This window comes from Bacillus sp. KNSH39 (assembly GCF_052656585.1).
In genome coordinates this window covers 1,256,615-1,277,036 of sequence record NZ_JBQXYO010000001.1, presented here as the reverse complement: position 1 = coordinate 1,277,036, position 20,422 = coordinate 1,256,615, and the positions used below count along the sequence as shown (strand labels likewise).

23 protein-coding genes are annotated in these 20,422 nt (G+C 31.7%); 20 read left to right on the top strand and 3 right to left on the bottom strand.

Features of this window, described 5'->3' with window-relative positions; genetic code table 11:
* Positions 1-2: 2 nt before the first annotated feature.
* Genes ACUL40_RS06410 through ACUL40_RS06395 form a run of 4 tightly spaced genes read left to right on the top strand, consistent with a single transcriptional unit; the run spans position 3 to position 3,636 of the window.
* Positions 3-626 (top strand): YhbD family protein, encoded by a 624-nt coding sequence (locus tag ACUL40_RS06410; protein WP_000102257.1) that lies wholly within the window; start codon positions 3-5, stop codon positions 624-626.
* Between the two features lie 13 nt (positions 627-639).
* On the top strand, positions 640-1,350 hold the full coding sequence (locus tag ACUL40_RS06405) for a bactofilin family protein (RefSeq protein WP_001258384.1): 711 nt from the start codon (positions 640-642) through the stop codon (positions 1,348-1,350).
* A gap of 18 nt (positions 1,351-1,368) precedes the next feature.
* Positions 1,369-2,076, top strand: coding sequence for a hypothetical protein (locus ACUL40_RS06400; RefSeq protein ID WP_017673238.1), 708 nt, complete (start codon positions 1,369-1,371; stop codon positions 2,074-2,076).
* Between the two features lie 24 nt (positions 2,077-2,100).
* Positions 2,101-3,636 (top strand): MDR family MFS transporter, encoded by a 1,536-nt coding sequence (locus ACUL40_RS06395; RefSeq protein ID WP_078385869.1) that lies wholly within the window; start codon positions 2,101-2,103, stop codon positions 3,634-3,636.
* A gap of 54 nt (positions 3,637-3,690) precedes the next feature.
* On the opposite strand, the gene ACUL40_RS06390 is transcribed toward ACUL40_RS06395, so the two are convergent.
* Positions 3,691-4,011 (bottom strand): hypothetical protein, encoded by a 321-nt coding sequence (locus tag ACUL40_RS06390; RefSeq protein WP_001062733.1) that lies wholly within the window; start codon positions 4,009-4,011, stop codon positions 3,691-3,693.
* Positions 4,012-4,263: 252 nt separating this feature from the next.
* Between ACUL40_RS06390 and ACUL40_RS06385 the strand changes: the two genes are divergently transcribed.
* Positions 4,264-5,043: a BC_2878 family exosporium-associated protein gene (locus tag ACUL40_RS06385; protein ID WP_242245061.1), complete on the top strand. Its 780-nt coding sequence runs from the start codon at positions 4,264-4,266 to the stop codon at positions 5,041-5,043.
* Positions 5,044-5,353: 310 nt separating this feature from the next.
* On the top strand, positions 5,354-6,124 hold the full coding sequence (locus tag ACUL40_RS06380) for a GNAT family N-acetyltransferase (RefSeq protein ID WP_242245060.1): 771 nt from the start codon (positions 5,354-5,356) through the stop codon (positions 6,122-6,124).
* Between the two features lie 314 nt (positions 6,125-6,438).
* Here the strand turns inward: ACUL40_RS06380 and ACUL40_RS06375 are convergent, their stop codons facing one another.
* Positions 6,439-6,870: a GNAT family N-acetyltransferase gene (locus ACUL40_RS06375; RefSeq protein WP_063220344.1), complete on the bottom strand. Its 432-nt coding sequence runs from the start codon at positions 6,868-6,870 to the stop codon at positions 6,439-6,441.
* Between the two features lie 850 nt (positions 6,871-7,720).
* On the opposite strand from ACUL40_RS06375, the gene ACUL40_RS06370 reads away from it, so the two are divergent.
* The 11 genes from ACUL40_RS06370 (at position 7,721) to ACUL40_RS06320 (ending at position 16,771) form a co-directional block, all read left to right on the top strand.
* Positions 7,721-8,290 carry a spore coat protein gene (locus tag ACUL40_RS06370; protein WP_000333030.1) on the top strand — a complete coding sequence of 190 codons (570 nt, stop codon included), beginning with the start codon at positions 7,721-7,723 and terminating at the stop codon, positions 8,288-8,290.
* Positions 8,291-8,653: 363 nt separating this feature from the next.
* Positions 8,654-8,854 carry a spore coat protein W gene (locus tag ACUL40_RS06365; protein ID WP_000342253.1) on the top strand — a complete coding sequence of 67 codons (201 nt, stop codon included), beginning with the start codon at positions 8,654-8,656 and terminating at the stop codon, positions 8,852-8,854.
* Positions 8,855-8,868: 14 nt separating this feature from the next.
* Positions 8,869-9,321 (top strand): spore coat protein, encoded by a 453-nt coding sequence (locus ACUL40_RS06360; protein WP_000361676.1) that lies wholly within the window; start codon positions 8,869-8,871, stop codon positions 9,319-9,321.
* A gap of 477 nt (positions 9,322-9,798) precedes the next feature.
* Positions 9,799-10,659, top strand: a complete 861-nt coding sequence (locus ACUL40_RS06355; protein ID WP_000538278.1) for a DegV family protein — start codon at positions 9,799-9,801, stop codon at positions 10,657-10,659.
* A gap of 290 nt (positions 10,660-10,949) precedes the next feature.
* The gene (locus ACUL40_RS06350; RefSeq protein WP_061457352.1) at positions 10,950-12,533 is read left to right on the top strand and encodes a M3 family metallopeptidase; all 1,584 of its coding nucleotides are present in this window, start codon (positions 10,950-10,952) and stop codon (positions 12,531-12,533) included.
* 12 nt (positions 12,534-12,545) lie between these two features.
* Positions 12,546-13,295, top strand: coding sequence for a WecB/TagA/CpsF family glycosyltransferase (locus ACUL40_RS06345; protein WP_000372655.1), 750 nt, complete (start codon positions 12,546-12,548; stop codon positions 13,293-13,295).
* A 17-nt stretch (positions 13,296-13,312) separates the two neighbouring features.
* Complete coding sequence (locus tag ACUL40_RS06340) at positions 13,313-14,026, top strand: 5'-methylthioadenosine/adenosylhomocysteine nucleosidase (RefSeq protein ID WP_065212611.1); 714 nt, start codon at positions 13,313-13,315, stop codon at positions 14,024-14,026.
* 2 nt (positions 14,027-14,028) lie between these two features.
* Positions 14,029-14,688, top strand: a complete 660-nt coding sequence (locus ACUL40_RS06335; protein WP_142408712.1) for an HAD hydrolase-like protein — start codon at positions 14,029-14,031, stop codon at positions 14,686-14,688.
* 55 nt (positions 14,689-14,743) lie between these two features.
* Positions 14,744-15,448 carry an alpha/beta hydrolase gene (locus ACUL40_RS06330; RefSeq protein ID WP_048656226.1) on the top strand — a complete coding sequence of 235 codons (705 nt, stop codon included), beginning with the start codon at positions 14,744-14,746 and terminating at the stop codon, positions 15,446-15,448.
* Positions 15,449-15,715: 267 nt separating this feature from the next.
* The gene (locus ACUL40_RS06325; RefSeq protein ID WP_000651656.1) at positions 15,716-16,174 is read left to right on the top strand and encodes a GNAT family N-acetyltransferase; all 459 of its coding nucleotides are present in this window, start codon (positions 15,716-15,718) and stop codon (positions 16,172-16,174) included.
* Positions 16,175-16,273: 99 nt separating this feature from the next.
* On the top strand, positions 16,274-16,771 hold the full coding sequence (locus ACUL40_RS06320; RefSeq protein WP_000504411.1) for a DinB family protein: 498 nt from the start codon (positions 16,274-16,276) through the stop codon (positions 16,769-16,771).
* Positions 16,772-16,815: 44 nt separating this feature from the next.
* Here the strand turns inward: ACUL40_RS06320 and ACUL40_RS06315 are convergent, their stop codons facing one another.
* Positions 16,816-17,232, bottom strand: a complete 417-nt coding sequence (locus tag ACUL40_RS06315) for a hypothetical protein (protein WP_000591763.1) — start codon at positions 17,230-17,232, stop codon at positions 16,816-16,818.
* Positions 17,233-17,353: 121 nt separating this feature from the next.
* Here ACUL40_RS06315 and ACUL40_RS06310 point away from each other — a divergent pair, with 121 nt between their 5' ends.
* From ACUL40_RS06310 to ACUL40_RS06300, 3 genes are all read left to right on the top strand, one after another.
* Positions 17,354-18,001 (top strand): response regulator transcription factor, encoded by a 648-nt coding sequence (locus ACUL40_RS06310; protein WP_000865969.1) that lies wholly within the window; start codon positions 17,354-17,356, stop codon positions 17,999-18,001.
* The gene (locus ACUL40_RS06305) at positions 17,994-19,370 is read left to right on the top strand and encodes a sensor histidine kinase (protein ID WP_001037254.1); all 1,377 of its coding nucleotides are present in this window, start codon (positions 17,994-17,996) and stop codon (positions 19,368-19,370) included. The genes ACUL40_RS06310 and ACUL40_RS06305 overlap by 8 nt, the downstream gene beginning before the upstream one ends.
* 189 nt (positions 19,371-19,559) lie before the next feature.
* Positions 19,560-20,402, top strand: coding sequence for a peptidylprolyl isomerase PrsA (locus ACUL40_RS06300; RefSeq protein ID WP_000823433.1), 843 nt, complete (start codon positions 19,560-19,562; stop codon positions 20,400-20,402).
* Positions 20,403-20,422 lie beyond the last annotated feature (20 nt).

The window sequence follows — 20,422 nt, the reverse complement described above, 5'->3', positions numbered from 1 at the left end:
AGTTGAGTACAGATTTAATTTCAAAAAAAGATTTATTAGAACTAACTGGTATTTCATACGGACAGTTATATAGGTGGAAAAGAAAAAATTTAATTCCGGAAGATTGGTTTGTACGAAAATCAACGTTTACAGGTCAAGAGACATTTTTTCCGAAAGAAAAGATATTAGAGCGTATCGATAAAATCCAAACGATGAAAGAGGATTTATCACTTGATGAACTAGCGAACATGTTTTCACCGAGTGTGAGAGAAATTCTTTTAACAAAGGAAGAGATTTTACGCAAGGGGATTGCATCAGAACCAGTTTTACAATTTTTCATAGAACAAACGAATAAAACAGCAGAGTTTCAATTTGTAGACATTCTTTATGTGTACATGTTAGAAGAATTACTACAATCAGGAGAGATTAGTTTAGAAGAAGGAAAAATGGTCTTGCAAGTTTTACGTGAAAATTATGAAGCAATGAAACATAAAACTTGTGACTTAATCATTGTCCGAAAGTTAGGTATTTCTACATGTTTATTAGTTTCAAACGTGGACGATTTAATTTTTGAAAAAGGCACCAAAATCGTTTTACGCGAAGCGATTATGAAATATACCGAAGCATTAAAAACTAAATTGTTGTAGTGGAGGAGAAAGTATGCGTACAGATAATTTGATTATAAATGGTTACGGTTCATCGAATGGTGGCGAGTTTCATAAAGTGCAATTAAACGGAAAAGGAACTGTGAATGGAAATGTTGAATGTGAGCAATTTGAATGTAACGGTTACGGTGCAGTTACTGGCGATTTGAAAAGTAGCAGTGCACGAATTAGCGGATCTGGTAAAGTTGATGGCACAGTTCATGCTGAAACGATGCGAATTGATGGAAAAGCAACAATTACGCAAAATGTAAAAGCAAACAGTTTGAAAATTGCAGGAAAAGGTACGATAGGTGGAAATGTCACTGGTGAAGAATTTAAAGTCAATGGTCAAGCTACAATTGACGGTAATTGTGAAGTGGATACTTTTTCTTCAGAAGGACAATTTACAATCGGTGGTTTATTAAGCGCAGATGAAATTAATATAAATATTCACGGTACATGTCGAGCGAAAGAAATTGGTGGTCAAACGATTAAAGTAAGACATAGATCAGGTACATTTAGTAGGCTATTTAAAACAGTATTTGGCTTGCAGTTAGAAGCTGAACTATTAGAAGGTGACAATATCGATATTGATTATGCTCACATAAGAACGGTAAGAGGAAACAATGTTACAGTAGGAGCAAACTGTGAGATTGAACTGATTGAATATACGGGTGTTCTTACTGTTGATAAAAATGCAAATGTAAAAGAAATTAAGCAGGTTTAACGGAAGGGAGAAATCAATATGGAACATCCACATAGTCTCACAGTAAATGGTTCTGGTAATTCAGCAGGCGGAGATTATAATAAAGTGAAGATTCGCGGTGAAGGAACAATTACGAATGATATGAGTTGCAATGAGTTTAAAACGTACGGAACGAGTGATGTACGCGGTAATGTGAAAGTGAAAAACTATGTCGTGTATGGAGATAACGAAGTACAAGGAAATGTAGATGCGGAATATGTAAAAGTATATGGTAATACACAAATTCATGGTGATGCTCATATTGAAAAAACAAAAGTTAGAGGTATGATAGATATTGCAGGAAAGTTTTCAGGTGATTTCGTAGATGTAAAAGGTGCTTTAAATGTGAAGGGAGATATTGAAATAGAAGATTTATCATTAACTGGTGGTCTTGAAAGTGCTGGATTACTTAATGCTGAAAATATTCAAATCTCACTTCGTTATGAAGGCAGTAAGGTAAGAGAAATTGGTGGCAAAAAGATTACTGTTCGTAAAAAAACGAGATTTATTCCTTTTACTAGTCATGCTGGAAACCTCCAAACTTCGATTGTTGAAGGAGATGATATCTATTTAGAACATACGATTGCTGAAGTTGTAAGAGGCAACAACGTCACAATTGGTCCTGGATGTGAAATTAGTGTTGTAGAATATCATACTAGTTTTAATCAAAAAGGTAATGCAGTCGTAAAAGAACATAAACAAATATAAGTAGTATGAGGGAGAGCAAGAGATATGGTTGAGAAGAATAATAAGCTCGGCTTTGTTGTGGCGGGCTTATTGCTAGGTATTTTAATGGCATCGATGGATAATACCATTGTCGTAACGGCGATGGGAACAATCGTTGGTGACTTAGGAGGCCTCGAAAACTTTGTATGGGTCGTTTCTGCCTATATGGTCGCAGAAATGGCAGGCATGCCGATTTTCGGTAAGCTATCAGATATGTATGGTAGAAAGAGATTCTTTATTTTCGGTTTAATTGTCTTTATGATTGGTTCGGCACTTTGTGGTACTGCTGAAAATATTACACAGTTAGGTATTTATCGTGCCATTCAAGGTATTGGCGGCGGGGCATTAGTGCCAATTGCGTTTACTATCGTTTTTGATATTTTCCCACCTGAAAAACGCGGGAAAATGGGTGGCTTATTCGGAGCGGTATTTGGATTATCTAGTATTTTCGGGCCATTACTTGGCGCATATATTACCGATTACATTAGCTGGCACTGGGTATTTTATATTAACTTACCACTTGGCATTTTAGCACTTATTTTTATTACATTCTTTTATAAAGAATCACGCGTTCATAGAAAGCAAAAGATTGATTGGTTTGGTGCAATTACTTTAGTTGGTGCAGTAATTTGTTTAATGTTTGCTTTAGAACTAGGTGGACAAAAATATGATTGGGATTCTAGCTTTATTTTAAGCTTATTTGGTGGATTCGCCATTTTAATCATCGCATTCATTTTTATTGAACGAAAAGTAGAAGAACCAATTATTTCATTTGAGATGTTTAAGCAGCGCTTATTCGGAATGAGTACAATTATTGCTTTATGTTACGGTGCTGCATTTATGTCAGCAACTGTGTACATTCCGTTATTTATTCAAGGTGTATACGGTGGTACCGCAACAAACTCAGGATTATTACTTTTACCGATGATGTTAGGATCAGTCGTAACAGCGCAGTTAGGCGGATTTTTAACAACTAAACTTAGCTACCGAAACATTATGATTATTTCTGCGGTTATTATGCTAATTGGACTATTCTTATTAAGCACGTTAACACCAGAAACAAGTCGTGTATTATTAACAGTTTATATGATTATTATCGGATTTGGAGTCGGTTTCTCATTCTCTGTACTAAGTATGGCAGCTATTCACAACTTCGGTATGGAACAGCGCGGGTCTGCGACTTCAACGAGTAACTTCATTCGTTCGTTAGGAATGACACTAGGCATTACAATCTTCGGAATGATCCAAAGAACAGGTTTCCAAGATCAATTAGAAGAAGCATTTAAAGGGATGAGCGGGGGAATGAATACAAACGCTTTAGGGGATTCAAGAGCTATTCTATCAGAATCAGCAAGATCTCAAATCCCTCCGCAAATATTAGATAAGATTATTGACGCTCTTTCTAGTTCAATTGTTCAAACATTCATGTGGGCATTGGTACCAGCTGGATTAGCATTCATATTCATTTTCTTTATGGGAAATGAGCGCATGGTAATTAAGAAACAACAAACGAATAAAAAGAGTGAAACATCAAAAGCGTAATGAAAAAGCTCCTTTCTAATTGGAAAGGAGCTTTTTCGTATGTACAGATTTAGATTAGCCTTCGATAATTTCGTATTCTTCGTCTGCTAATAGTAAAATTTGTGTTTTCTTACCTTTGTTTTGAACTTCGATTACATCGTAAGCACCTAAGTCTCTTACTTTGCTTTGAGAAGCGTTAACCATAACTTCAATAGAATCAATTAAGATATCTTCTTCAATGTATGATTCAGGCAATGCCATATCTTCAGTATCTAATACACATGCGTATAGATTTTGTAAGTTTTCAGCAGTTGGGTTTTGTTCCTCAACATCAATGATGTTTTTTACTGCTTCCATATTTTCCTCTTTTGCTTGGTATACTTTAATTTTAGCCATTGTTTTAATCTCCTTTATAACGTAATCGTAGAGGCTACACCTTATTATAACGTTTTTTTCATGAAAGATGAAATTGTTATATGTATTTATAGTAAAAATTATGTGTCCTTACTCAAAAATGGTGTGATTTCCATATAAATGTACGATTAGGTAACGATATTGCTACGTTAACGTTATATTGTCCAAGCTTTTCTTATTTTCTTCTCATATATATGTAGTAGCAATTCTATATAGAGAAGGGATGGAGTGTAAGTGGGGTGTGAACCGAAACGTAATTGTGGGTGTTGCCAAAATAGTATATGTGAGTTTTTACAAAGTCTAGAACCGTATACTAAAGTTGAAAGTATCATAATAGAAGGAAACGAAATTGCTGTATCTTATTTTCTTTCATTTAATAAGAAAACAGGTATCGTATCATTCGTACAAGAAGACAATGAGGTTATATTTGTCGATTGTTCAAAGATTGATGCAATTCGAATAGGGAAAGTATGTAGCTGCAAAACAAAAGTTAAATATATTGAAGAGGACTTTAGCTTGCTAGGAAATGTTTGCCCGCATTGTTTAACAGAGGGGAGTACAATCTTTTTCGATTTTAACAATCCTGAATTAAATGTGTCTTTCCAAGCAACAACAATTAATCCACCTAGATGTACTGAATTTACAGATGATCTCGGGAATGTAGTAAAGCAAATTACTATAGTAGGTGAGGCGAGAGTTTCTAGAGATTTTGTTCAAGTACCTGAACTGGTAGGTTTTCGATTACTTTTATCACATCCAGCTAGAGACCCTTTAAACTACGGATTATTATTTATTAATTTTCCTGATACGATTTTTATTTTTATATTGGCATCAAGCGGATACCTTTCCATTTCGAACTGTTTAAAAATAGAGGGCGGAACTGGTGATGCCGAAATAGAAGAGATGAAAAAAATGATAGAGGATGACGTTAACACGTATAAATCATTTGTTAAATTGACTAAAGTATATAAGAACGGTGAGACGGAATCTTTTATTTATAAAAATGAGTTATAACACATGTATTTAAATGCACCCTCAAACTATTGTTGAGGGTTGTTACATAATTAATTATGTTGGTCCTTCAAACCGTTTGTTAACGGGTAAGAAATATATTTATTGTTGACTTATTTTATATGTTGATCATTTCATAGTTAGTAGATGTTATAATCATTTTATGTTTACTGATATTTTATAAATATTCGAAGTTTTAATTTAATAGTCAATTGCTTTTATGATGAACAGGTGGGTATGTATATGAATACGAATTATGGAGCGCTCATGAAAATGTTAAGAGTAGTTGATTCTAAAGAAGGCGGGAATGTAAATGATATATGAAGCGAATATACATACAAGAAAAAAACTAGTTTCTATGTTTGAGGATTTCAATAACGTTGTTTTACTTTCTTATTTACAAGGGCATATGGGTACTGCTTGGGTAAATGATCTTGAAAATCCAAAAGTAGCACAAGTTACGGTAGGGATTTTTACATTTTACGCTGGAGACCCAAATACGAAAGAAACAGAAGAGTTATTACGTAATATTCCAGAAAGAATTTTAGTTATCGTAAATAGTGAAGAGTGGAAACAACGCTTAGAAACATTCCATGAAAGAAAAATAGATAAGTTTTTACGTTATAAATTCAAACGAAATCCAGAAGTTTTTAATCGTTCAAAATTAAAATCTTTTATATCAGCACTTCCAAAAGAATATGAGTTAAGAAGAATAGACGAGCATATCGCAAATAGCCCTACATTACATAAGATATCTGAAGATTTCACAAGTCAATTTCATTCGGTAGAAGATTATATAAACCGTGGTATAGGTTATAGCATTTTATATAACGGAGAAGTTGTATGCGGTGCATCCTCGTATAGTATTTATAATAATGGGATTGAAATTGAAGTTGCGACTGATCACAATCATAGAAGAGAGGGCTTGGCAACTGTAGTAAGTGCAGCTCTTATATTGGATTGCTTAGAAAATGGAAAGTATCCAAACTGGGACGCAGCGAATACTACATCTGCTAAACTAGCAGAAAAGTTAGGATATGAATTTGATAAGGCATATGATACTTATTTTGTGGATAATAGATGAGTGAAGGAGTTACATACTAAAAAATAAATGCGCCCTAGTACGTAAGTCTAGGGCGCATTTATTAGTTGGTAAATATCTTCATAACAATCATATCATATTTTATCTTTTGAATGTTTGGAATTAAAGATATTTATGTGACTTTTTGAAAAAATAAAAGAGCAGCTAGCAAAAGCCAACTGCTCCTCTCTCAGGGGGAATGGAGAAATACAATCATATTATCTATAGTATTGACGGAACATAGAGTTTTAATCAAAGCCCGATTGGTGAGGGGTTTGATTAAAACTCCCACTGATTAAAGTTTCACTTTATTACATTTACAATTTAAATAGTAGAACGTGTTTATCGTAGTTCTCCAAACACCAATTATATTTTTTTAGAATAATTGGATGGACTGCTTCTGTCGTAGTATCGACTTCAGTATATCCATATTTCTTATAAAAGTTTTCTAATTCCTCAAAAGGAAGACAATATACATTTTGTATTTGTGATTTTTTCGCAGTTTCTACTAAAAATGAAACAAGCTCACCAGCTAATTGAAGCCCTCTAAATTGAGGCAGAATAAAAATCCCGCCCATTTCTAAAGTATCTTCATCTATTTGGACTAATCGGCCAACACCTGCATACTCGTTGTTATATGTAATAATTGCAACTTTATCTCTCTTTAAATCACTTCGTACAAATCCTATTGAGTCATATTGATTATTAATCCATTTTAAATCGTTAGATGTGGCCAATTGAATACTCATATATATCCTCCTTCGGAATACTAGCGCTCTCTTCATTATATAGAACATAACATACTATATCAAAGGAACCTTGAGGTAGCCCATTTGTTTAAGTTATTAGTTAAAAGTGTGGGGTTGCTGGCATTGAAATGATGGCTTCATCAAACATAGGATAATAATCTTGTGAATTTAGTGTTACATAGTCAAAATAAAAATTAATTCATGTGTTCGGTAATGCACGATGGTTTAAGTGTAGAGAAGATCATAGGGGTATTTTAATTAGTAGCTACTATATTCATTGAAGTTATTAAGGAAATGTCGTAATCCCTAGCCTTAGTGATACAAATCATATTAGGGTTTAGTAAAAAAACTCTTCCTGAAAAAGAGGGGGATTAAAGATAAGAGCACTTCGAAAAGTGCCCTTCAGTAAACGACTACTTATTCTAAAAAGAAAGGATGCAATATATTATATGAAGTTTAGTGTATTTAAGTATGGGGCTTTTATATAAAAGTTTTATTTTGTTCCGAATAAAAAGGCGGTTGTTTCCGCAACCACCTTTCAGTAAAACAAAGCACTTTTTATGAAATAAATTATGGATGGTCCCTAAAAAAGGTATAGGATATACCCACATTTTTATAACTAAAGTGACGAACTCAGGTTATAAGGAAGGAACAATTATATTGTATGAAATCTATTCTAGAGTAGTCACAAAGAAAGTTGTCTTCTTATTAGAAGGCAGCTTTTTTTATTAGAAAAAGAAGTAGAAGATTAAGTTACTTGTCCAAACAAATTTTTAAAAAATACATAAAATGCTATTAGTTAGTCAATATTTTAATATTGCTAATTTTTAAGACTAAAAGGGGTGATTTTATGTGTGAATGTGAAGTTTGTAGACGAAAGAAAAATCGGGATCCATTAAACCGGGAGTTTGAGCCGAAAAAACGAGTTCCTGAGCCAAAAAAAGAGGATTGTGAGCCAAAAAAAGAGGATTGTGAGCTAAAAAAAGAGGATTGCGATCCGAAAAAAGAAGATTGCGAATCATTAAATGATTATTCGTTTAGTAAAAATGCAAATTTTTTAGAGGAAGCTATACAAACAGATGAAATCGATCAAATTTCTGAGGAATATATTGAAATAGTTGATTCAGCAGATGTACAAGTTACTACTACAGATACAAAAGCTGCGCTATCTATCCAAGCGGCATTACAAGCAGCTATCGTAGTTGTAGTAAGTATTTCTATAGCAGATAGTGAAAAGGCAGATAAAATAACACAAGAATTATTTCAAAAATCAGCTATTAAACAAATTAATAGACAAAAAACATTTATTAAAAATTCTAGAAACGTAACCGTAACAACTACTGATACAGATATTGCAGTGAATATTCAAATTCTCCTTCAAATTTTATTAGCTTTATTAGTTAAACTAAACATTTTATAAAGTGTCTATCCTATTGATATTTAGCTATAAGTTTTCAATCTAAGTAAATGTTTTTTGTTGTAATACGTGGTACAAGCTTGGACTTTTTATTATGACTGAATTAATATTCAAGATTAATGGTAAAGCAAGTGTGGAAAACTACAAATAAAGATAAAATACATGATTTAACAGTAATGAAACTTATATTTATGTGAAGTGAAGGAAAGCTGTCTTCTTATTAGAAGTCAGCTTTTGATTTTATTAGCAAAAAGAAGTGAAAATAGAAGATTAAGTTACTTGTCCAAGCAATTTTTATTTCATTACATATAATGCTCGTAGATATTTAAAATTTTTATAGAAAATTGATTGGAGTGAATATTGTAAATGGATGATTTAAATAAATTTTCTTCCTTTAAGTTTGATAAGGATCAAAAGAATATAATTATAGACCTTTTACTCTCAGATATTTTTAATAGGCATGGGATAAATGAAGAAAAATTAAAAAATTTATCACCAGAAAAAAAGCAGCAAATTAAAAGTATTGTTTCTGAAATACAATCACAAGTTAATAATTATTTAGATTGAAAGGGGGTGAACGCATGGACAAAACATGTCATTCAGATGAAAATAAAAAGTGGAGTGCATTAGATTCCTCAAATCCTCATCCATCTTTTAAAAATGCTAGCGTTTCAGAAGCAGCTGCGCAAGAAAGTAAAACGTATCAAATTTCTGAAGAATCTATTACAATTGTAGATTCAGCAGATGTAGAAGTTACTACTACAGATACAAAAGCTGCTTTATCTATTCAAGCAGCATTACAAGCAGCTATCGTGGTTATAATAAGTATTTCTATAGCAGATAGTGAAAAAGCTGACCGTGTAGCACAAGAATTGTTTCAAAAATCATCTATTAAACAAATTAATAAACAAGAAACTGTTATTAGAAATTCTAGAAATGTTACAGTTACGACTACGGATACAGACATAGCAGTAAATGTTCAAATTCTTCTCCAAATTTTATTAGCTTTACTAGTAAAATTAAATATTTTATAAAATGTTTAACTTGTTTTTATCTAGTGATTCTTACAGGTGAATATTCACTGTTTTAATTATAGTACAGGCTATAAATATTTATCATAACTGGACTAATATTCAACATCACCAAAGTATGAATGTAAACAAACAATTTGATGGAAAATAAAGTTTGGTTATTTTATGAAAATGTAAAAGCCATTTCCTTTATTGGATTTGGCTTTTACATTTTAAACAGTATGAATTTGAAAAGATTATATTAAGATAAAGAATTAAAATATAATGATACAAAATACTTATAAAATTATTCGTGTTTTAGAAAAATAATAAGAAAAAGGTGTTTAAAATAGAATCATTTTCATTAACAGTTCAAGTTTTGAAGAATAGTGCATACAATATAAAGTGTTTTCCTTTCTTCATTTAAGTTTTACGTATATAATTTAAAAGTACTATTTTTATTTTATTATTTTATATTTATAACAGAATAGAGGTTTAAAAATGGGTGTTAAAATCATTACGGATAGTGCGGCGGATTTACCAGTAGAATTGCTGCAAGCATATGATATTGATTTAATTCCACTCCGTGTATATGATGAAGCAGAAACAGAGTATTTAGATGGAGTAACATTAGAGTCAGTTACATTATTGCAAAAAATGAGAGAAGGCGCTGTTTATAGAACGTCATTGCCTTCACTTGAAACGTTCCAAGAAAAATTTGTTTCTTATGCAAAAGAAGGTAATCCTTGTATATATTTAGCTTTTTCATCTGAACTGTCTGGTACATATCAATCATCAGTTGTCATTAAAGAGGAAGTAAAAGAAACATATGCTAACTTAGATTTAGAAATTATTGATACGAAATGTGCTTCGCTTGGTCAAGGTCTTGTCGTTTTAGAAGCTGCTAAAATGGCAAAAGACGGCGCATCAAAAGAAGATATTTTAAAGCGTGTTGATTTTCTAATGAGCCATATGGAACATATCTTCACTGTAGCTGACTTACAGTACTTAGTGAGAGGTGGACGTTTAAGCAAAGTCGCAGGATTTATCGGTGGTTTACTAAACATTAAACCGATCTTAAACGTGGAAGAAGGAAAACTTGTACCACTTGAAAAGGTACGAGGGAAAAAGAAAGTATTAAGCCGTATTGTTGATATTATGGAAGAACGTGGTAAAGACCTTAAAGGTCAAACAATCGGTATGACTCACGGTGACGATTTAGAAACAGCGGAAGCATTAAAATCGTTAATTACGGAAAGATTTGGCTGTGAAGTATTTATCGTAAATACAATTGGTGCAGCAATCGGTGCACATACAGGACCTGGCGTTATAACGTTATTTTTCTTAAATGAAGTAGAGTAAAGGATTGATCTTTTGATCAATCCTTTTTTATTTTTTAATCTGTGATAATCGGTCGATATGGTATTGATGAAGATAAAATCTTTGAAGTTTTCCTATATCAAATGCAATCTTGTAGAGGGAGTATTTTTTATATGTGTAATGATACTTAATGGTAGAAGAAAAGAGTATAAATAAGAATATATTTATAGAAATTTAAATATTTGAAGATATCAAAATTTTGCCATTTCATATATAATTGTGTGGGGAGAAATATCTGTAACTATTTGTAAAAATAGGAGGCGGCTATAAAAATGCAAGAAAGTGCTAGATGGGATTTAAATCGCTTGTATTTGAATGAGGATATTCTATTTCCGATTTTGGAGTTGAAAGAGCAATATTTTGTAACAAAAGATGTAGAGATTCTTTCAAAGCTTATACAAGCTATTGAAAAAGCAGAATACTATTTGTACTGTCGATCGGTTGAAGAAAGTGTTCCATCTGACCTTACTAAATTGACCGTGAAAGTGAAGGAACTAAAAAGTGAATTACAGCAAGTAATAAAACATAATGAAGTGGAAACTTCAGATAATACTAAGTTAATAAAAGATGAACTTAATGCGTGGGAAAATATGTACATACAATTACGGGATAGGATAGAAATAGAGCACAATAATAAACTATTATCCTTTGGACAAGCAAATACTATTGCAATGAATAGTGATAATGAAAAGGAAAGATTAGAAGTATTCGAGTCATTAACATGTGCTTTACATAAGGAAAAAGAAATCTTTGCTACTGTATTAAATCAAGTAGGGAGATTGCGTAATGCAAAGAGTAATGAAATAGAAGATAGAGAGATTTTAACACAATCTTTTCATGCGAATGGCATTTCAGAAACTGTATTATTCCAAATGTGGAATGCGACAGAAGAAAACCTTGATAAATTAGTAAGTGCTTTAAACGTGTATAAGAAAGGGAAAGCTTCAATTACATGGCATGCACTTATGACGGTAAAGGAAAGTAATGAGGTCATGATTCCTTTTTCAGTAGCAATACAAAACGTTTATGATGCATGGAAGAATATTGATGAAGAATTAGCAGAATTTGCACGTAATACGATAGAAAGTGGTTGGGTAGATGCTGAACCGAGAGAGAATAAACCACCAGGCGGGTTTTGTGCTCCATTTTTCAGTGAGAAAGAATCGCGAATTTCCATTCGTTATGATGGGAGTATAAATAGTGTAAGAGTGCTCGCTCATGAATTAGGACATGCTTGGCATTTTTATAATATGAGTTTTGAACAATCTACATCTTTTTTAGATGATTATTTGCCAATGAGTACGGCTGAATCAGCATCTATTTTCTTTGAAACGGTACTCTTAAATTATCTAATTGAAACAACGGATAGTAAAGATATGAAAAAGTCATTACTTAGCTGGAAAATAAGAAATAGTTTTAATTATGTAATGGCAATACGAGCATCGTATCAGTTTGAAAAAACATTTTATGAAAAATGTAAAGAGGGTCCTTTAAGTGCTGATGAAATTGAGAAATTATCTATAATTGCACAAAAAGAAGCTTATGGAAATGCTTTAAGTGAATACCAGCCGTTTGTATGGATGAAATATATTCAATTTTATATAGCAGATGTTCCTTTTTACAATTATCCATACACGTTTGGATATTTAGTAAGTTTTAGCTTATTAGAAATAGCTCAAGAAGGTAAAAGTACTTTTCATTTGAAATATAAAGAGTTCTTACGAGAAACAGGAAAGGCTCCAGTAGAGGAGCTTATGAAAAAACATTTTGAAATAGATATAAGAAATTATGAATTTTGGAATAAAGCTTTTATTCAAATTTCTAAAGACATTGATGAATATTTGCAGCTTATGTAAGGGGAGAGTACAGTGGATCAGCAATTTATAAAAGGTATACCTTTTTCAACTTTAGAATATGCAAAAGCTATAAGTTTATTAAAAGGTTGGCTACATGAACAACAAGAGAAACCAAGGTTTGTAGTAACTGCAAATCCTGAAATTGTTATGTCTGCAAAGGAAAATACGGAAAAATCAAAGGAGTTTAAAAAGATGTTACTATCTGCGGATTTAATAACAGCGGATGGGATTGGTGTCATAATTGGCTCGAAAATATTAAAAGGAACTTTGAAAGAACGTGTTACTGGGGCGGATTTAACTCACGATTTAATAAAATATTGTAACGACAATGAATATCGTGTCTTTCTTTTTGGAGCTGCGCCAGAAAGTAATAAAAAGGCATTAGAAAAATTAAATGAGCAGTTCCCAGGAGCACAATTTAAAGGACAGCATGGATTTGTAAATGGTGAAGAAATAGAAGAAATAAAAATGAAAATTAAGCAATTCAAACCGCATTTATTACTTGTAGGACTAGGTTCACCAAAACAAGAAGAGTTCATTTATGAAAACATACAAACATTAAACGTTCCGCTATCTATTGGTATCGGAGGAATGATTGATATAATATCTGGTACTGTAAAAAGAGCACCGAAAATAATGAGGGATACTGGAACTGAATGGCTGTATAGGTTACTCTCACAGCCGAAAAGATTAAAGAGACAACTTGTACTTCCGAAATTTTTATTGTCGGTTATGTCAGAGAGGATTAAAGGGATTAATTAATAAAGGGGACTACATACATGAACAGAACCGGCATTATCGGAGCAATGCAAATTGAAATAGATTTACTTTTAGAAAAGCTAGTAATACAAGAAGAACAGACAATAGCGGGAATGCCATTTTATATTGGAGAATTCATGGGAACAGAAGTAATTATTGCACGTTCTGGTGTAGGGAAAGTAAATGCAGCTGCATGTGCGCAAACATTAATTCATAAATTTAATGTAGACTCTATCATCAATACGGGCGTTGCTGGTGGATTACATCCAGATGTAAAAGTTGGTGATGTAGTTATTTCAACGAATGTTACCCATCATGATGTAAGTAAAAATCAAATGAAAAAATTATTCCCGTTTCAAGAGGAGTTTATTGCAAGTAAGGAATTGATAGAGTTAGCACGTAAAGCATGTAACAGTAATAGTTCAAATATTCAAGCTCACGAAGGAAGAATTGTAAGTGGTGAATGTTTTGTTGAAGATTCAAAGTTAAAGGCAAAATTAATAGACGAATACGCACCTCATTGTACAGAAATGGAAGGTGCAGCAATTGGACATGTTGCCTACATAAATGATATACCGTTTCTTGTTATACGATGTATTTCTGACAGTGCAGATGATGAAGCTCAAGTTTCTTATGATGATTTCGCGAAAACTGCTGCAAATTATTGCTCAGAAATTATTATTGAGATTCTTAAAAATATATCTGGTAAAACTATAGTCCAAAAGGAGAAATAAGAATGTTACAAGCATTAATTTTTGATATGGATGGAACATTATTTCAAACAGATAAAATTTTAGAATTATCGTTAGATGATACTTTTGATCACTTAAGATCACTTCAATTATGGGATACGGTAACACCGATTGAAAAATACCGTGAAATTATGGGTGTGCCGCTACCGAAAGTTTGGGAAGCTTTATTACCGGAACATTCTATTGAAATAAGAGAACAAACAGATGCATATTTTTTAGATAGACTAATTGAAAACATAAAAAGCGGAAAAGGCGCTTTTTATCCAAATGTAAAAGAAATATTTACATATATAAAAGAAAATAATTGTTCAATTTACATTGCTAGTAATGGTTTGAAAGAATATTTACGAGCAATCGTAACGTATTATGCTTTAGACAAGTGGGTGACTGAAACGTTTAGTATTGAACAAATACAATCGCTAAATAAAGGTGACTTAGTTAAAAGTATTATGAACAAATATGATATAAAAGAGGCAGCGGTAGTCGGTGACCGGCTATCTGATATAAATGCAGCGAAAGACAACAGTTTACTTGCAATTGGATGCAATTTTGATTTTGCGCAAGAAGAGGAACTTGCTCAGGCTGATATAGTAATAGATGATTTAATAGATTTAAAGCGGATACTGCCTGCTGTACAGAGATAAATAAAGTGTGTGAATTTTTTTCGAGTCCTATATGTCTTATTTTATGGAGGGGAATATGCTTAAAAATAATTTTAAAATTAGTAATATTCCTGCGGTTTTGTGGGGAGATAAGAGTGAAAAAATTTTTATTGCAGTACATGGAAATATGTCAAATAAGGAAGATGCAGTTATTCAAATATTAGCTGAAGAAGCCGATCGAAAAGGTTATCAAGTATTAAGCTTTGATTTACCTGAGCATGGAGAAAGAAAGAATGATAACACTCCTTGTAAAGTACAGTTTTGTGTTAATGAATTATCTATAATTATGAACTACGCAAAAGAACATTGGAAAGAAATAAACGTGTTTGCATGTAGTATGGGAGCATATTTTAGCCTTTTAGCTTTTCAAAATGATGTGATAGAAAAGGCATTATTTTTATCACCAGTAGTTAATATGGAACGAATTATAGAAAATATGATGAAATGGTTTAATGTAACACCGGAGCTTTTACAAAAAGAAATGACTATAGAGACACCTATTGGTCAAAAGTTATATTGGGATTATTTATGCTATGTAAAAGAGCATCCTATTAGTACATGGAATACAGATACATATATTATGTACGGAGCTAAGGATGAACTGTGCGAATTTGAAACTATTAACTATTTTACAAAAAAACATTGTTGTGAATTAGAAGTTATGGAGACGGGTGAACATTACCTTCATACTGAAGAACAGTTAAAAATATTTGAACAGTGGTTACACAAACATATTGATTAACAAATTACAATTTATCTTGAACCTGTTAGAGAAGAATGGGGAATATATAAACTGATAGTATATTTGAGAGAAAATATAAATGTGAATGTATACACTTAAACAAACAGATGCTTTAGTTAAATAAGAATTAAACAACTATATTATCGATTTATATCTAAAGTGAAGAATACACATACTACGAATTGAATAAGATAACAATCATAAAAATGCTCAGAATCAAAAATTCTAGAGCATTTTTATGTATTTTCATAGTAAGGGGAGATTTACTTGAAAGATATACATATTCAACAAATTGAAGATTTAATGATATACGAACACGATTATCTTGTTCAGGAAAGCAAAGACGAAGGATTTTATTTCCTAATAAAACTAATAAGTGAATATGAAAATAAAATAAACACGTTTAATAAAACTGGTGAATGCTTATATGGGATTTTTCAAGGGGAAAAGTTAATTGGAATAGGAGGGTTAAATGAGGATCCATATACAATAAACAATAAGATTGGTAGGATAAGGAGATTTTATATTGCAAAAAAATACCGAAGGAAAGGATTAGGGAGGTTATTATTAGCGAGAATTATAAACGATGCGAAAAAACATTTTAATATTGTTGTTTTAAATACAGATACAGTACAGGGTGACAAATTTTATACTTCGAGTGGATTTCTGAAAGGGACAAAATATATGGGAGTGAGCCATTATTTGAACTTATATAAAAGGATATAGTGAATTATTGTTTACTTCTCCAGTAGAACTTTTGTTCTGTTTTGTGTAGATTGATGTTATAATTTATAAGAATCTAATATTAGAATGGAGAATTGGATGATGGGAGAAAATAAAATTATTAATGATTTCAATGAATATTCAATTTGGATAAATACATTGAAAGGTATGAAAGAGGAATTGTGGGTGGCACCAATATCAGAGGGGAAATGGACTATTGGCGAAATAATATCTCATATTATGAACTGGGATGACTATCTATTACGTGAGACATTATCATCAGTGAGAGATGGGAAGGGAATGGAGTTCCCTGATTTTGATACATATAATAAACTAGCATCTAGTTATGCCAAATCCGGTATATCTAAGATGAAACTTCTTGAAGAAGCAAAATCTAAAAGAGAGTTACTCGTAAAAGAACTTAGATTACTATCTGCTGGAAATCTAAAGAAACCTTTAACGGCCAATGGAGTATCACATTGTCCTCATACCGGAACGCCATATTCTCTTATATATATTATTAAAGAATTTGTAGATCATGATAACCATCATAAAAGACAGGTTATTCATTTTTTAAATGAAAATCAAATTGTTAATTGATAAAGAAAGATCCCGCAAATCATATTTGTGGGATCTTTCTTACATTATAACTTAACCTTCATGTGTTTCAATAATAATCCTGGTTTACCTTTTACATAATAAAAATGCGGATTATTTTCATCATCATAAAGCATAATATAAGGCTTTTCATTTAGTGGGAGCAGTATAAGTACTTCGTCTATTGTAGTGTGTAACCATTGATTAGTAATAGAAACCGGCTTAGATAAAGGGATTTTTATCATATAGCCATCTTTTGGAACGACATTTAAGTTTTTAAATGGACCAGTTATTGCTTTAGCGTATTGAACTGCTTCTTTTTGGATTACTGGATCTAAAGATTGTTTTTGAATGACCATTTCTTTTTGACAATCAAATACTTCAATTTGTTGATTTGTATTTGCGAACGCATTTGTTGATAATAGAAATAGAAGAAGAGAAATGACCCCGATTTTTTTTATCATAGTACAACACCTCACCATTACTATCCCCTCAAAAGCTTTAAATATTTTTCTGTCACATTCATGTAACAAAGATGTTGTATGATACAATTGGTTTTTGTTTAAAAGCAATGGAGGAAAAAATATGAAAGTATTAATTGCAGATGACGAACAAGATATGTTAAGGATTTTAAAAGCTTATTTTGAAAAAGAAGGATTCGAAGTTTTTTTAGCAAAAGACGGAGAGGAAGCACTTCAAATATTTTATGATGAAAAAATTGATTTAGCTATTTTGGATTGGATGATGCCAAAACATAGTGGTATTACTGTCTGTCAGGAAATAAAAAAGAATTCAAGCGTGAAAGTATTAATGCTTACGGCGAAAAGTGAAAGCGAAGATGAATTAGCAGCGCTTCAAAGTGGGGCAGATGAGTACGTGAAAAAACCATTTCATCCAGGAGTACTAATTACGCGAGCGAAAAAACTTATTCAGCACGATGATATTATTCAAGTACAAGATGTAAAGATAAATTTCGCCAAAAATAAAGTATATAAAAATGATATAGAGTTAGAAATTACAAAAACAGAGCTCGAATTAATAAAATGCTTTTTAAATCATAAAGGAACTATTTTAACTCGTAAAAAATTGTTAGACATTGTATGGGGATTTGACTATTTTGGAGAAGAGAGAACGGTTGATACACATGTAAGAAGGCTGCGTAAAAAAATTGGAGAAGATATTATTAAAACGCATCGTGGGCTGGGTTATAGTTTGGAGGAACAAAGTGAATAAACTTGGGAAAAAGCTATTTCTCAGCATTTCTTTAACCGTTATTCTTATATTTACAATTTCTTTATTATTAATTAACTTTCTCCTGCCGAAATATAATATTTATAAAACACGTGAAAACTTAAATGAATTTACAACTCAAATACAAAATGCGCCAGTCAATGATTTAGAAGATGTTATTCATACAATTGAAAGTGAAAATAATGTTACAATTGCGTATACGCCAATTAATCAGTCAGAAGATGCTATGAACGACGCGTTACGCATGCAACTTACGAAAAAGAAAGTAACGTTAAATAAGCTTTGGATTACGAAAGACGAAGTTATGAAAGTGAAGACGGAAGGGCAATCGAATAAACTGTACGATCAAGGAAAGGTAAAAGCGAGTTTTTTTGCTAAATATATTGCGAAAGATGATACGATAATTTTAATTGGGACTTCCATTGCGAATTCAAATGAAATTATAAATACGTTAAATACATTTTACTTATATATCCTATGTTTCTCGCTCCTTCTTATTATTTTACTTGTGTGGATACTTTCAAAAATAATAACGACACCACTGAAAGAGTTAAGTGATGTGGCTCAGGATATTTCACATTTGCAGTTTAAAAGAACGAAAGTGAAAACGAATGATGAAATAGGAGAGTTGGCCAATAGTATTAATATCATGAGTGAAAAACTACATGAAGCACATCAAGACTTAACTGATCGTAATGAACATTTAAAACGATTTATGGGTGATGTAACGCATGAATTAAAGACACCGATCGCATTAGTAAAAGCATACTCTATGGGGATTAAAGATGGATTAGATGATGGGACTTACGTAGATACAATTATTAAACAAACAGATCAAATATCAAACTTAATTGAAGAACTATTACGATTTTCTAAACTAGAAAGAGATATTTTACAAAAAGAAGAATTCCCCATTGAACCACTGGTCCAGAGTATATTAGATAAGCATCAGATTGAACTGGATTCGAAAGAAATTAACTTGCAAGTAAATTGTAATGCGGGCAATACAATCGTTTATGCAGATTTAAATAAAATGAGAATGGTGTTTCAAAATTTAATTTCTAATGCGATAAAATATACAGCAAATCAAAACATAATAATTACATTAGAAGATAGAAATAAAAGTATATATTTCCAAATAAAAAATGGCATTCCTACGGATAAAATTAAGGATATCGAGAAAATTTGGGAGCCTTTTTATGTACTAGAATCTTCTCGTAGTAAAGAAAAATCAGGTACAGGATTAGGTTTAGCGATAGTGAAAAGTATTTTAGAAAGGCATGGTTTTGAATATGGAGTTTCCTCTATAGATGGAGAAATTCAATTTTATATAAATGTGAAAAAGGACTAATGAAAATATTAGTCCTTTTTGCAGCTTTAGAGATTAGCGATATAGGACGAATCACCATAATTTTCAAAATTGATGTATTAAATGGAGAATTAGCAAATGTTCTACTTTCATTAAATTCACGTGAAGTTCACAGGAAAACGTTATATTTACATAGTTATATTTGAATTTAATGAAGTGAGGTATTCAGATTTGAAAAGAAAGAAATTAGTAATTGGTAGCATTTTAATGGGTATGACGTTATCTTTATCTGCATGTGGTTCATCAGATAATATTGTAACGACAAAATCAGGAAGCATTTCAGAAAGTGATTTTAACAAAAAATTAAAAGAAAACTACGGTAAACAGAATTTATCTGAAATGGTAGTAGAGAAAGTATTACATGATAAATATAAAGTTACGGATGAAGAGGTAACGAAACAACTAAAAGAATTAAAAGACAAGATGGGCGATAATTTTAATACATATATGGAATCCAATGGTGTGAAAAATGAAGATCAGTTGAAAGAGAAATTAAAGCTTACTTTTGCTTTTGAAAAAGCTATTAAAGCAACCGTAACGGAAAAAGATATTAAAGATCATTATAAGCCAAAGCTTCAAGTTAGCCATATTTTAGTAAAAGATGAAAAGACAGCAAAAGAAATTAAAGAAAAATTAAATAGTGGCGAAGATTTCGCGGCATTGGCTAAACAATATTCAGAGGATCCAGGTTCTAAAGAAAAAGGTGGGGAACTATCTGAATTTGGACCTGGTATGATGGTGAAAGAATTTGAGGATGCTGCGTATAAGTTAGAAGTTGGTCAATTGAGTGAACCTGTTAAATCTTCTTTCGGATATCATATTATTAAGCTAACGGATAAAAAAGAGCTTAAACCGTATGAGGAAGAGAAAGAGAATATTCGTAAAGAATTAGAACAGCAACGTATACAAGATCCTCAATTCCATCAACAAGTTACTAGAGATCTGCTTAAAAATGCAGATATAAAGGTATCTGATAAAGACTTGAAAGATACCTTTAAAGAGTTAGAAAAATAATAAATGGAATGTAAGGCAAT

Excerpts from the sequence above, each read along its gene's own strand:
- ACUL40_RS06405 (WP_001258384.1), top strand. The coding sequence starts at position 640 with ATGCGTACAGATAATTTGATTATAAATGGTTACGGTTCATCGAATGGT.
- ACUL40_RS06400 (WP_017673238.1), top strand. The coding sequence starts at position 1,369 with ATGGAACATCCACATAGTCTCACAGTAAATGGTTCTGGTAATTCAGCA.
- ACUL40_RS06395 (WP_078385869.1), top strand. The coding sequence starts at position 2,101 with ATGGTTGAGAAGAATAATAAGCTCGGCTTTGTTGTGGCGGGCTTATTG.
- ACUL40_RS06390 (WP_001062733.1), bottom strand. The coding sequence starts at position 4,011 with ATGGCTAAAATTAAAGTATACCAAGCAAAAGAGGAAAATATGGAAGCA.
- ACUL40_RS06380 (WP_242245060.1), top strand. The coding sequence starts at position 5,354 with ATGATATATGAAGCGAATATACATACAAGAAAAAAACTAGTTTCTATG.
- ACUL40_RS06375 (WP_063220344.1), bottom strand. The coding sequence starts at position 6,870 with ATGAGTATTCAATTGGCCACATCTAACGATTTAAAATGGATTAATAAT.
- ACUL40_RS06370 (WP_000333030.1), top strand. The coding sequence starts at position 7,721 with ATGTGTGAATGTGAAGTTTGTAGACGAAAGAAAAATCGGGATCCATTA.
- ACUL40_RS06365 (WP_000342253.1), top strand. The coding sequence starts at position 8,654 with ATGGATGATTTAAATAAATTTTCTTCCTTTAAGTTTGATAAGGATCAA.
- ACUL40_RS06360 (WP_000361676.1), top strand. The coding sequence starts at position 8,869 with ATGGACAAAACATGTCATTCAGATGAAAATAAAAAGTGGAGTGCATTA.
- ACUL40_RS06355 (WP_000538278.1), top strand. The coding sequence starts at position 9,799 with ATGGGTGTTAAAATCATTACGGATAGTGCGGCGGATTTACCAGTAGAA.
- ACUL40_RS06350 (WP_061457352.1), top strand. The coding sequence starts at position 10,950 with ATGCAAGAAAGTGCTAGATGGGATTTAAATCGCTTGTATTTGAATGAG.
- ACUL40_RS06340 (WP_065212611.1), top strand. The coding sequence starts at position 13,313 with ATGAACAGAACCGGCATTATCGGAGCAATGCAAATTGAAATAGATTTA.
- ACUL40_RS06335 (WP_142408712.1), top strand. The coding sequence starts at position 14,029 with ATGTTACAAGCATTAATTTTTGATATGGATGGAACATTATTTCAAACA.
- ACUL40_RS06330 (WP_048656226.1), top strand. The coding sequence starts at position 14,744 with ATGCTTAAAAATAATTTTAAAATTAGTAATATTCCTGCGGTTTTGTGG.
- ACUL40_RS06320 (WP_000504411.1), top strand. The coding sequence starts at position 16,274 with ATGGGAGAAAATAAAATTATTAATGATTTCAATGAATATTCAATTTGG.
- ACUL40_RS06315 (WP_000591763.1), bottom strand. The coding sequence starts at position 17,232 with ATGATAAAAAAAATCGGGGTCATTTCTCTTCTTCTATTTCTATTATCA.
- ACUL40_RS06310 (WP_000865969.1), top strand. The coding sequence starts at position 17,354 with ATGAAAGTATTAATTGCAGATGACGAACAAGATATGTTAAGGATTTTA.